We start from the raw sequence: 12,579 nt of genomic DNA, 5'->3' as shown, positions 1-12,579 counted from the left end.
GGCGGAGCCGACAATTGAACGGTGTTCAGGTTAGGGTACTGGCGTGCAGCTCCACAAACGCGACGTGGTCGACGCGGCGACGGCCCTGCTGGACGAATACGGGATCGCCGATCTGTCGATGCGGCGGCTGGCGCGCGAGCTCGAGGTCTCACCGGGCGCGCTGTACTGGCACTTCGCCAACAAGCAGCAACTGCTCGGCGCGGTGGCCGACCGGATCCTGCAGCCGGTGGGCGCGCCCGCCGGTGACTGGCGCACCCGCGTCGCCGGCATCTGCGCCCAACTGCGTGACGCGCTGCTCTCGCACACCGACGGCGCCGAGCTGGTGTCGGCGAGCTTCGCGGCCGGGCAGTCCGCCGTGATGACCGACGTGCTCGGCCGGCTCGGCGACGCGGCCCTCGACGCCGGGGTGGCGACCGCCAACGCGGAGCTGACCGCGCGCACCGTCGTGTACTACGTGCTCGGGTTCACCGTCGACGAGCAGTCGCGGCGGCAGTGGGATGCGGCGGGGGCGGAGCTGCCCGAGGGGCCCTCACTGCTGACCGACGATCCGGGTGCCCGCTTCGATTTCGGGGTGCAGTTGCTGATCGACGGAATCCTGGCGCGACGGGAACAGCGGGTCTAGAAGCCGCGGTACCGCGGGATGTCGGCCATCCACTGCGGATCACCCCGGTCCACCGAGGCGTTGAGTGCCCACATCCGGACCCCCTGCTCGTGGCCCGACACCAACGCGAACCCCAGCTGGCGGTGCGCCTCGCTCGGACCCGGGCGGATGACCACCTCGACGATCTTGCTCGGACGACCCTCGGCGGTGACGCCGGCGAACTCGCCCTGGGTGTAGGTCGGGCTCTCGGCGACCACGATGTTGTCGGCCTTGGGGGTTTCGTTGCCACTGCCGACCAGCGCCTCGACGTCCGGATAGCGCTGTGCGGGATCCATTTTCAGCACCGGAGCGTAGATGCACGACAGCAGGTTCTCGCCCTCGTCGGTGGGCGCGAGCTTCTCGGCGTAGTTGACCACCGCCAGATAGGTGTTCACGATCGCCTGCCCCCTGGCGTCCGCGTCACCGAGCCCGGCGAACGGCACCGGCGGCTTCTGGCGCGCGCCGCCGCTGCCGTCCAGGGCCGTGCGCCAGCGGTCCTGCCACGCCGGGAGGTTCGCCGAGATGTACGGCACGCAGCGGTCGATCCGGTCGGAATAGCTCAGCTTCATGAACTCGGAGTGACCTGAGGAGATCGTGGTCGGCGGCGGGCTCGGCTGATAGAAGAAGTTCAGGATGAGCGACGTCCCGCCGACGATCGCACCGATGATCGCGATCGAGGTGGTCGTCCACCAGTGCACGCGGCCGGGGCTCCAGTCGGAGGTCCGGCCGGGCTCCTCGTCGGATCGCTTGGCCACCGACCAGGAAGGTACCGCAGATCAGCTGATCCAGTGTTCCTCTTTGGCGTTGCCGTCCCAGTGTCGAAGGCCCGTGATGAGGCCCTCCACCTCGCGGCTCAGGTCCGGCACCGCCATCGCGGCCGGTAACCGATCGGGCGCCAGGCGCCGCGCCAGCGTGACGTGTGGTGTCCAGTGACCCGGATCAGCATGCGGCAGCGGCCCGTTCGGCATGTGCGGCAGGCACACCCGGTGGACGTCGTCATGCAGGGCCAGCAGCTCCGACGAGGGCACCACGAGCCGCACGAGCGTGACGGTGCGACCGCCCCCGAAGAGCATCGGAGCGCCGATCACGCACGGCAGCGGCAGGTGTTCGAGCGTCGGACGTAAGGCGATGTCGACCGATGCGTCGATGTGTTCGGCGACGGTCAGCGTCGCGTGCGGTCGGTTGCTCGGCGCGGTGTGGCCGGCCTGGCTCGGCAGCCCGGCGGCGGCCAGCGCGTCCCACAGACCACGCAGCACGGCCTCGGTGGCGGCGTCGAAGAGCACCTCCACGGAGTGCGCCACTAGCGCAGGCCCGCCAACCAGACCGGGTCGAACGCCGTCGAGCTGATCTGACCGAAGTCGGCCGTGCCGAGCGTGCCCAGCCCCGCCGGCAGCGCAGCCCGCACCGGCGCCAGCCGCGCCAGCGCGTCCCGGTTGTCGATCTCGGCGGTGCCCGGCTGCGCCGGCCACGCTCCGATCACCAGGCCGGCACACGAAACATCATGGGCGGCAAGCGCTTCGAGCGTCAGGGCGGTGTGGTTGAGGGTGCCCAACCCGGCCGCGACCACGATCAGCACCGGCGCGGCGAGGTCCGCGGCGAGGTCGCGCAGCGTCACGCCACCCTCCCCCAGTTCGACGAGCAGCCCGCCGGCCCCCTCGACCAGCGTCAGGCGCCCCGGCGCGTCGGCGCGGGCGACCAGGTCGATCAGCTCCGCCCGGGTCGGCAGCGCGGCGCCCGCCCGCTCGGCGGCGGCCAGCGGGGCCAGCGGCTCGGGATAGCGCCAACCCGGATACAGCGCGTCGACGCCGGCCAGCCGGCCGATCTCGGCGAGGTCGTCGTCGCCGTCGACCGTGCCGGTCTGCACGGGCTTGCACACCGCGACGTCGCGCCCGGAGAGCCGGGCCTGACAGGCCAGCGCAGCGGTGGCGACGGTCTTGCCGACCCCCGTTCCCGTTCCGGTGACGACGAGCACACTCATCGGGCCGCCAGCACGTCGGTCAGCACGTCACGCGCCAGCGCCATCTCCTCGTCGGACAGCGACGCCCTGGCCGTGAGCCGCAGCCGGGAGGTGCCCGCGGGCACGGTCGGCGGACGGAAGCACCCGACCCGGACGCCGCGCTGTGCGCACGCCGCCGCCGCGGCCAGCGCGACCTCGGGCTCGCCCAGGATCACCGACACCACCGCCGACGCCGGCACCTCGGCGACGTCACAGAGCGCGGCCAGTGTCGCGGCGTGGTCGAGGACGCGCTGCGCGCGCCACGGCTCGTCGATCAGTACCTGCAGGGCGGCGCGGGCGGCGCCGACGGCGGCCGGCGCCAGGCCGGTGTCGAAGATGAACGGCCGCGCCGCATCGATCAGATGGTCGCGCACCGCCGTGGGGCCGAGCACGACACCGCCCTGGCTGCCCAGCGCCTTGGACAGCGTCGTCGTCATCACCACGTCGGGGGCGCCCGCCAGCCCGACCTCGTGCAGCAGACCCCTGCCGCCGGTGCCGCGCACCCCGAGGCCGTGGGCCTCGTCGACGATCAGCAGCGCACCCTGCCGACGGCAGGCGTCGTGCAGCGCCCGCAGCGGCGCCAACGTCCCGTCGGCGGAGAACACCGAGTCGGTGACCACCACGGCGCGCTCCTCGGATCGCGCAGCCAGCGCGGCCTCCACGGCGGAGACGTCGGCGTGGGGTGTCACGACGACACGGGCCCGCGACAACCGGCAGGCATCGACCAGCGACGCATGGGTCAGCGCATCGGAGACCAGCAGCGATCCGGGACCCGACAGCGCGACGACCGCGCCGAGATTGGCCGTGTACCCCGAGGAGAACACGAGCGCCGACGCCGCCCCGACGAACGCGGCCAACTCCTGCTCGAACACCTCGTGGAGTTCGGTGTTGCCGGTGACCAGCCGCGAGCCTGTCGAGCCGGCGCCCCAGGTGCGCAGCGCCGCGACGCCGCCGTCGAGCACCCGCGGGTGCTGCGCGAGGCCGAGGTAGTCGTTGGAGGCGAGGTCGAGCTCCGCCTCGACGGGCGGGCGGGTGCGCAGTGACCGCCGCAGCCCGGCGGCGCGCCGCTGAACCTCGACGTCGTCGAGCCACGCCAGCGGCGACAGACCGATGCGCGTCACCGGCACTCCTCACTCGAACGGGGACTTGAACACCGTTCAGGTTAGTGCACGCGCGACCTCGGTCATCGCCGAGGTGATCTGGCCGATCTCCCCCGGCGTGCAGATGTAGGGCGGCATCACGTAGATCAGATTGCGGAACGGGCGCAGCCACACCCCGTGCTCGATCGCCGCCGGCGTGGCGATGCGCAGGTCGACGTCGCGGTCGAGCTCCAGGACACCCACCGCGCCGAGGACACGCACGTCGGCGACGTTGTCCAACTCCGCCGCGAGTTCCAGACCGGTCCGCAGCCCCTGCTCGATCGCCTGCACCTGGGCGCGCCAGTCGCCGGCGAGCAGCAGCTCGACCGACGCCACACCGACCGCGCACGCCAGCGCGTTGGCCATGAACGTCGGCCCGTGCATCAGCGCACCGGGCGGATGGGAACTGATGGACTCGGCGATGCGCCGGGTGCACAGCGTGGCCGCCAGCGTCAGGTAGCCGCCCGTCAGCGCCTTGCCCACGCACATGATGTCCGGGCTCACCCCGGCGTGGTCGGCGGCGAACAGCGCACCGGTGCGCCCGAACCCGGTGGCGATCTCGTCGAAGATCAGCAGCACGTCGTGCTCGTCGCAGATCCGGCGCAGGTCGGCCAGATACCGCGGGTCGTGGAACCGCATGCCGCCCGCGCCCTGCACCACGGGTTCCACGATCACCGCGGCCAGTTCGTCGGCGTGCCGGGCCAGCTGCTCTTCGAACGCCTCGCTGTAGCCGGGGTCGTAGGCCGACGGCACCGCGGGCGCGAAGACCTGGTCGGCCAGCAGTGAATGCTCCCCGGTCCACAGCGCGTGCATGCCACCCTGCGGGTCGCACACACTCATCGGGGTGAACGTGTCGCCGTGATAGCCGCCGCGCCAGGTCATCAGCCGGCGCTTGCCGGCGTGGCCGCTGCCGCGCCAGTACTGCAGCGCCATCTTGATCGCGACCTCCACCGACACCGACCCGGAGTCGCTGAAGAACACCGTCTCCAGCCCGGCCGGCGTCAGCTCGACGAGCAGCTGCGCCAGCCGCGCCGCGGGCTCGTGGGTCAGCCCGCCGAACATGACGTGGTTCATCGTCGCGAGCTGACGGGTGATCGCCGCGTCCAGCGCGGGATGGCCGTGGCCGTGCACGGCGGTCCACCACGACGCCATCGCGTCGAGAACCTCGACGGTGCGACCCTCGTGCGAGAGGGTCAGCCAGGCGCCACGGGCACCCAGGGCGACCACCGGGGCCAGCGCGTCGGCCCCCATCGGGCTGTACGGATGCCAGATGTGAGCGGCGTCGATGGCGCTGATCTCGATAGGCGTCAACGCAGGCACCTTCGGTAGATTAGCCGTCGATCATGATGACCCTCGCTCCCGCCCGGCCGGCCACGAAAGCCTCGGGGCCGCCACCGGTGACCTCCCTGGGGACGCGGACCGCCGGGTTCTACCGCCACGATCTCGACGGGCTGCGGGGCATCGCGATCGCACTGGTGGCGGTGTTCCACGTCTGGTTCGGCCGCGTCTCGGGCGGCGTCGACGTGTTCCTGGTGCTGTCCGGCTTCTTCTTCGGGGGCCGGCTGTTGCGCGGGGTGCTGACCCCGGGTGCGTTCCCGCGCCCGGTGCCCGAGATCACCCGCCTCATCCGGCGGCTGCTGCCCGCGCTGGTCGTCGTGCTCGCCGTGTCCGCGGTGCTGACGATCCTGATCCAGCCCGAGACCCGCTGGGAGACCTTCGCCGATCAGAGCCTGGCCAGCCTCGGGTACTACCAGAACTGGGAACTGGCCAACACCGCGTCGAACTACCTGCGCGCCGGGGAGGCCGTCAGCCCGCTGCAGCACATCTGGTCGATGTCGGTGCAGGGGCAGTTCTACATCGCGTTCCTGGCGCTGATCCTGCTCGCGGCGCTGCTGTTTCGGCGGGTGTTCGGCAGGCACATGCGCACCGCGTTCGTGGTGCTGCTGACGGCGCTGACCATCGCGTCGTTCGTCTACGCCATCATCGCGCACGACACCGACCAGGCCACGGCCTACTACAACAGCTTCGCGCGGGCCTGGGAGCTGCTGCTGGGCGCCCTCGTCGGCGCGGTCGTCCCGTCGCTGCGGTGCCCGATGTGGCTGCGCACGCTGGCCGCGCTCGTCGGGCTCGGCGCGATCCTGTCCTGCGGGGCACTCATCGACGGCGTGCGCGAGTTCCCCGGGCCGTGGGCGCTGGTGCCGGTGGGCGCCACGGTGCTGTTCATCCTGTCGGCCGCCAACCGGTACGCCGACCCGCACACCGGCGGCCGCCTCCCCGCCCCGAACCGGCTGCTGGCCACCGCGCCGTTCGTGTCGCTGGGTGCGATGGCGTACTCGCTGTACCTGTGGCACTGGCCGCTGCTGATCTTCTATCTGGCCTACACCGGGCGCTCGGCGGTCAACGTCGTCGAGGGCGCGGGGGTCCTGCTGGTGTCCGGTCTGCTGGCCTGGCTGACCACCCGCTACGTCGAGGAGCCGCTGCGCGCGGGCCGCCGGCCGGCGACCCGGCCCGCCGCGAAAGCGCCGTCGGTGCCGCTGCGCACCCGGCTGCGCCGCCCGACGATCGTGCTGGGCTCCACGGTGGCGCTGCTCGGCGTCGCGCTGACGGCCACCTCGTTCACGTGGCGTGAACACGTCACCGTGCTGCGGGCCAACGGCAAGGAACTCGCCGAACTGTCGCCGCGGGACTACCCGGGCGCGCGGGCGCTGGTGAACAACGCCCGGGTACCCAAGCTGCCGATGCGCCCGACGGCGCTCGAGGCCAAGAACGACATCCCCGAGTCCACCGTCGACGGCTGCATCAGCGACTTCGACAACGTCGGCGTCATCAACTGCACCTACGGCGACAAGGCGGCCACCCGCACCATCGCCCTGGCGGGCGGCTCGCACGCCGAGCATTGGATCACCGCGTTGGACCTGCTCGGACGGATGCACCACTTCAAGGTCGTCACCTATCTGAAGATGGGCTGCCCGCTGACCACCGAGGAAGTCCCGCTGGTGATGGGCAACAACGACCCCTACCCGAAGTGCCATCAGTGGAACCAGCGGGTGATGGGCAAGCTGGTCGTCGACAAGCCCGACTTCGTGTTCACGACCTCCACCCGGCCGTGGAACATCAAACCGGGCGACGTGATGCCCTCGAGCTATCTGGGCATCTGGAAAGAACTGTCGGACAACAAAATTCCGATACTGGCGATGCGGGACACGCCGTGGATGGTGCGCGACGGCGAACCCTTCTTCCCGTCGGACTGCCTCGCCGACGGAGGTGACGCCATCTCCTGCGGAATCCCCCGATCCGAAGTACTGTCGGATCACAACCCGACGCTGGACTACGTCGCCCAGTTCCCGCTGCTCAAGCCGCTCGACATGAGCGACGCGGTGTGTCGTCCGGACTACTGCCGAGCCGTGGAGGGGAACGTGTTGATCTATCACGACGCTCACCACATCTCGTCGACCTACATGAGGACCATGACCGGTGAACTGGGCCGTCAGCTGGGTGCCGCCACCGGCTGGTGGCCGGTCCGATGACGACGGTCTGGCCGGGCTCGCCGTATCCGCTGGGCTCCGCCTATGACGGCTCGGGCACCAACTTCTCGGTGTTCTCCGAGGTCGCCGAGCGGGTCGAGTTGTGCCTGATCGGCAAGGACGGCCGCGAGGAGCGCGTCAACCTCGACGAGGTCGACAGCTACGTGTGGCACGCCTACCTGCCGACCGTGACTCCGGGCCAGCGCTACGGGTTCCGGGTGCACGGGCCATGGGATCCCGCCTCGGGGCACCGCTGCGATCCGAGCAAGCTGCTGCTCGACCCGTACGGCAAGGCCTTCCACGGGGACTTCGAGTTCTCCCAGGCGCTGTACTCCTACGACCTGAACGCCGAGGACCTCGCCAGCGGCGGTGTGCCGCCGCGCATCGACTCACTGGGTCACACCATGACCAGCGTGGTGATCAACCCGTTCTTCCAATGGGCGTCCGACCGGGCGCCGCGCACCCCCTACCACGAGACCATCATCTACGAGGCCCACGTCAAAGGCATGACGCAGACGCACCCGGGAATCCCCGAGGAGCTGCGCGGCACCTACGCCGGCCTCGGGCATCCCGCGATCATCGACCACCTCAAGTCGCTGAACGTGACCGCGATCGAACTGATGCCGGTGCACCAGTTCATGCACGACCACCGCCTGCTCGACCTCGGGCTGCGAAACTACTGGGGCTACAACACGTTCGGGTTCTTCGCCCCGCACTACCAGTATGCCGCCAGCAGGTACGCCGGCGGCGCGGTCGCCGAGTTCAAGACGATGGTGCGCGCGTTCCACGAGGCGGGTATCGAGGTGATCCTCGACGTCGTCTACAACCACACGGCCGAGGGCAATCACCTGGGGCCGACCATCAACTTCCGCGGCATCGACAACGCCGCCTACTACCGGCTGCTCGACGGCGACCCCCGGTACTACAAGGATTTCACCGGAACCGGCAACAGTCTCAACGCCCGCCACCCGCACACGCTGCAGCTCATCATGGATTCGCTGCGGTACTGGGTGCTCGAGATGCACGTCGACGGTTTCCGCTTCGACCTGGCGGCCACCCTGGCCCGCGAGTTCTACGACGTGGACCGGCTGTCGGCGTTCTTCGACCTGGTGCAGCAGGATCCGGTCGTCAGTCAGGTCAAGCTGATCGCCGAGCCGTGGGACGTCGGTGAAGGCGGTTACCAGGTCGGCAATTTCCCAGGTTTGTGGACCGAATGGAATGGGAAGTATCGCGACACTGTGCGTGATTACTGGCGGGGAGAGCCCGCAACCCTAGGTGAGTTCGCGTCCCGGCTGACGGGTTCGTCCGACCTCTACGAAGCAACCGGCCGGCGGCCGAGTGCGAGCATCAACTTCGTCACGTGTCACGACGGCTTCACGCTGGCTGACCTGGTGTCCTACAACGAAAAACACAACGAGGCCAACGGCGAGGACAACCGGGACGGCGAAAGCCACAACCGGTCCTGGAACTGCGGCGTCGAAGGCCCCACCGACGATCCCGACATCCTCGCGCTGCGCGGTAAGCAGATGCGCAACATCGTCGGCACATTGATGCTCTCCCAGGGCACGCCGATGATCGCCCACGGCGATGAGATCGGCCGCACGCAGCGCGGTAACAACAACGTCTACTGCCAGGACAACGAGCTGTCCTGGATGGACTGGTCGCTGTGCGAGACCAACGCCGACCTGCTGGAGTTCACCCGCAAGGTGATCAAGTTCCGCAAGAGCCACCCGGTGTTCCGGCGCAGGCGCTTCTTCGAAGGCAAACCGATCCGCACCGGCCACCAGGTCCGCGACATCTCCTGGCTGACCCCGTCGGGCAAGGAGATGGACCTGGCGGACTGGGAGACCGGGCTGGGCCAGTGCGTGGCGGTGTTCCTCAACGGCGACGCGATCGCCGCACCGAACGAACGGGGGGAACGGGTCATCGACGATTCCTTCCTGCTGTGCTTCAACGCCCACGGTGAAGACCAGGATTTCGTTGCGCCGCAAGATGATTACGCCAAGGAATGGGTGGCCGACCTGAACACCGCCGATCCCACCGGCGCCGCCGACGTGACCGTGGCGGCCGGCGAGAAGATCACGCTGGCGCCCCGGTCCCTGCTCGTTCTGCGTAAGACCGCCTGATGGCCGTTCTCTCGACCTACCGCCTGCAGATGCGCGGCGCCGCCAGCGGTGAGGCCTTCACGTTCGCCGACGCCGAGAAGCTCGTCGACTACCTCGCCGACCTCGGGGTGTCGCACCTGTACCTGTCCCCCATCCTGACCGCCGCCGAAGGCTCCACGCACGGCTACGACGTCACCGATCCGACCACGATCTCCGCCGAACTCGGTGGACCCGAAGGGTTCTCGAGCCTCGTCGCGACGGCGAAGGCAGCCGGACTCGGCGTGATCGTGGACATCGTGCCCAACCACGTCGGCGTCGACATCCCCCGGCAGAATGCGTGGTGGTGGGACCTGCTCACCCACGGCCGGGACTCCGCGTACTCCTCGTACTTCGACATCGACTGGTCGCTGGACCCCGACGGGCGGATCGTGCTCCCCGTGCTGGGCTCCGACGACGACGTCGCCGATCTGGTCGTCGACGGGGACACGTTGCGCCTCGGTGACCTGGCGTATCCGATCAGCCCCGGTACCGCCGACGACGGCGCCACCGGATCGCAGGTGCACGACCGGCAGCACTACAAGCTGATCGGGTGGCGACACGGGATCTGCGGATATCGCCGCTTCTTCTCGATCACCTCACTGGCCGGGCTGCGTCAGGAGGATCGGGCGGTCTTCGACGCCACCCACGTCGAGGTCAAACGCTGGTTCGACGAAGGGCTGGTCGACGGCATCCGGATCGACCACCCCGACGGATTGTCCGACCCCACCGGCTATCTCGGCTGGTTGCGGGAACTGGCCGGCCCGCAGGCGTGGATCGTCATCGAGAAGATCCTCGCCGTCCCCGAACCGTTGGATCCGAGCCTTCCGGTGGCCGGTACCACCGGCTATGACGCACTGCGCGAGGCCGGCGGCGTGTTCGTCGACCCCACCGGTGAGGAGTCGCTGACCGCACTCATCTCCTCGGCCGGCGTGGACTACTCCGGGATGACCGCCGAGGCCCGCCGGCTCAAGGTGCAGGCGGTGACCGTCACGCTCGCCAGTGAGCTGGCCCGGGTGCGCCGCGCGGTGACCGCCGCCACCGGTCGCGATCACGACCTGCTCGGTGAGGCGATCGCCGAGTTGCTCAGCCACATCGGCGTGTACCGCTCGGACTACCTGTCGCTGCCGCTGGTGCTGCCGGAGGCCCTCTCCGAGACCGTCGCCGCCCGGCCGGATCTGGCCGAGGCGCTCCAGCTGCTGACCGCCGCCCTGGCCGCGGGCAGTGAGGTCGGGGTGCGGCTGCAGCAACTGTGCGGCGCCGCGACCGCGAAGTCGATGGAGGACTGCCTGTTCTACCGCGACGCGCGGCTGGTCTCGCTCAACGAGGTGGGCGGTGAGCCCGAGTACTTCGGGGTCAGCGCGGCGGAGTTCCACACCCGGGCGCAGGTGCGCGCGGCGCTGTGGCCGACCGCGATGACGACGCTGTCGACCCATGACACCAAACGCGGCGAGGACGTCCGCGCCCGCATCGGGGTGCTCTCGCAGGTGCCCTCGCTGTGGACCGAGATGGTGCAGGGCTGGGAACGCACGACCCCCTCCCCCGATCCGCTCACCGGACTCTTCTTGTTGCAGAACATCTTCGGCGTCTGGCCGGCCGACGGCTCGGTCACCGACGCGTTGCGCGAACGTCTGCACGCCTATACGGAGAAGGCGATCCGCGAGGCCGCGCTGCACACCACGTGGAACGACCCGGACACCGACTTCGAGTCCGCGGTGCACAGCTGGATCGACGCCGTGCTCGACGGACCGGTCGCCGCCGGGCTGACCGAACTGGTGGCGCGTCTCGAGGAGCACGCGCAGGCCGATGCGCTGGGCCAGAAGCTGATCGCGCTCACTGGGCCCGGCGTGCCGGATGTCTATCAGGGCACCGAGCTCTGGGAGGACAGCCTGGTCGACCCGGACAACCGGCGTGCGGTGGACTACGCGGCCCGACGGACCGCGCTGGCCGAGCTGACGCATCCGAAGCTGCGCGTCGTGCGGGAGGCGCTGCGGTTGCGCCGTGAGCGCCCCGAGTCGTTCCTGGCCGGCGGCTACCGCCCGGTGCCCGCCGACGGGACCCACGCCCAGCACGTCCTCGCGTTCGGACGCGGCGACGACGTCGTGGTGGCGGTACGCCGGTGGACGGTGCGGCTCGCCGAAACCGATTGGGGGAAAACCACTGTGACGCTTCCGGCAGGTGCGTGGACCGACCGGCTTTCCGGCCGCAACCACACCGACGCGGTGGCGGCGGCGGACCTGTTCGCCGACCTTCCGGTGGCGTTGCTGGTGCGTGCCGATGCCTGAGCACGAGTTCACCGTCTGGGCGCCGAAACCCGACGTCGTCCGCCTGGACGTCGAGGGCACCCTGCATCCGATGGAGCGCGCCGAGGACGGCTGGTGGCGCGCGGTCGTGGACGCTGCCCCGGATGCGCGCTACGGGTTCGTGCTCGACGACAACCCCAAAGTGCTTCCCGATCCCCGCTCCCCGCGCCAACCCGAGGGCGTGCACGAACGTTCGCAGCTGTGGCAACCGCAGGCCGATGCGTGGTCGGATGCCGACTGGCAGGGCCGCTCGATCGAGGGTGCGGTGATCTACGAACTGCACATCGGGACCTTCACGCCCGACGGCACGTTCGACTCGGCGATCGACAAGCTGGACTACCTCGTCGATCTCGGCGTGGATTTCGTCGAGGTGATGCCGGTCAACGCGTTCGGCGGCACCCACGGGTGGGGTTATGACGGCGTGCTCTGGTACGCCGTGCACGAACCCTACGGCGGCCCGGACGGGCTGATCCGCTTGATCGACGCGTGCCACCGGCGCGGCCTCGGGGTGCTGATCGACGCCGTCTTCAACCACCTGGGCCCGTCGGGAAACTACCTGCCCGAGTTCGGCCCGTACCTGTCCTCGGGCTCGAACCCGTGGGGCGAGTCGATCAACATCGCCGATGCCGGCGCGGACCAGGTGCGGCGCTACATCCTGGATTGCGCGCTGCGCTGGATGCGCGAGTTCCACGCCGACGGTCTGCGTCTGGACGCCGTCCACGCGCTCGTCGACACCACCGCCATCCACATCCTCGAGGAGATGTCGGCCGAAACCGATTCGCTGGCAGGCGAACTCGGCCGTCCGCTGTCGCTGGTCGCCGAGAGCGACCTCAACG

The 12,579-nt window shown here is 69.9% G+C and carries 9 protein-coding genes and 1 pseudogene; 5 read left to right on the top strand and 5 right to left on the bottom strand.

The window, feature by feature from the left end:
• Positions 1 to 43: 43 nt before the first annotated feature.
• Complete coding sequence (locus MCHUDSM44219_RS09205; protein WP_048417917.1) at positions 44 to 622, top strand: TetR family transcriptional regulator; 579 nt, start codon at positions 44 to 46, stop codon at positions 620 to 622.
• Here the strand turns inward: MCHUDSM44219_RS09205 and MCHUDSM44219_RS09200 are convergent.
• From MCHUDSM44219_RS09200 to MCHUDSM44219_RS09180, 5 genes are read right to left on the bottom strand one after another with little or no spacing between them, the layout of a single operon-like run.
• Positions 619 to 1,395, bottom strand: a complete 777-nt coding sequence (locus MCHUDSM44219_RS09200) for a hypothetical protein (protein ID WP_048417916.1) — start codon at positions 1,393 to 1,395, stop codon at positions 619 to 621. The two genes, MCHUDSM44219_RS09205 and MCHUDSM44219_RS09200, sit on opposite strands and share 4 nt — an antisense overlap.
• 21 nt (positions 1,396 to 1,416) lie before the next feature.
• Positions 1,417 to 1,941 carry a 2'-5' RNA ligase family protein gene (locus tag MCHUDSM44219_RS09195; RefSeq protein WP_048417915.1) on the bottom strand — a complete coding sequence of 175 codons (525 nt, stop codon included), beginning with the start codon at positions 1,939 to 1,941 and terminating at the stop codon, positions 1,417 to 1,419.
• Entirely contained in the window at positions 1,941 to 2,618 is a 678-nt protein-coding gene (gene bioD / locus MCHUDSM44219_RS09190; protein WP_048417914.1) for a dethiobiotin synthase, read from the bottom strand. The genes MCHUDSM44219_RS09195 and bioD overlap by 1 nt, the downstream gene beginning before the upstream one ends.
• Positions 2,615 to 3,757 (bottom strand): 8-amino-7-oxononanoate synthase, encoded by a 1,143-nt coding sequence (locus MCHUDSM44219_RS09185; protein ID WP_048418007.1) that lies wholly within the window; start codon positions 3,755 to 3,757, stop codon positions 2,615 to 2,617. The genes bioD and MCHUDSM44219_RS09185 overlap by 4 nt, the downstream gene beginning before the upstream one ends.
• Positions 3,758 to 3,793: 36 nt before the next feature.
• A complete protein-coding gene (locus MCHUDSM44219_RS09180) occupies positions 3,794 to 5,095 on the bottom strand; it encodes an adenosylmethionine--8-amino-7-oxononanoate transaminase (protein ID WP_048417913.1) in 1,302 nt (433 codons plus the stop codon).
• Positions 5,096 to 5,118: 23 nt separating this feature from the next.
• On the opposite strand from MCHUDSM44219_RS09180, the gene MCHUDSM44219_RS09175 reads away from it, so the two are divergent.
• The 4 genes and pseudogenes from MCHUDSM44219_RS09175 to MCHUDSM44219_RS30860 form a co-directional block, all read left to right on the top strand.
• Positions 5,119 to 7,302 (top strand): acetyltransferase SucT, encoded by a 2,184-nt coding sequence (locus MCHUDSM44219_RS09175; RefSeq protein ID WP_048417912.1) that lies wholly within the window; start codon positions 5,119 to 5,121, stop codon positions 7,300 to 7,302.
• Positions 7,299 to 9,425 carry a glycogen debranching protein GlgX gene (gene glgX / locus MCHUDSM44219_RS09170; RefSeq protein ID WP_048418006.1) on the top strand — a complete coding sequence of 709 codons (2,127 nt, stop codon included), beginning with the start codon at positions 7,299 to 7,301 and terminating at the stop codon, positions 9,423 to 9,425. Before MCHUDSM44219_RS09175 ends, glgX begins: the two co-directional genes overlap by 4 nt.
• Positions 9,425 to 11,725, top strand: coding sequence for a malto-oligosyltrehalose synthase (gene treY / locus MCHUDSM44219_RS09165; protein ID WP_048417911.1), 2,301 nt, complete (start codon positions 9,425 to 9,427; stop codon positions 11,723 to 11,725). The genes glgX and treY overlap by 1 nt, the downstream gene beginning before the upstream one ends.
• Positions 11,718 to 12,579 (top strand): annotated as a pseudogene (locus MCHUDSM44219_RS30860) (alpha-amylase family glycosyl hydrolase); the annotation flags it as partial. The gene treY and the pseudogene MCHUDSM44219_RS30860, both read left to right, overlap by 8 nt.

This window comes from Mycolicibacterium chubuense, from assembly GCF_001044255.1.
Taxonomy (GTDB): Bacteria; Actinomycetota; Actinomycetes; order Mycobacteriales; family Mycobacteriaceae; genus Mycobacterium; species Mycobacterium chubuense.
This window is presented reverse-complemented; position numbering and strand designations above follow the sequence as displayed.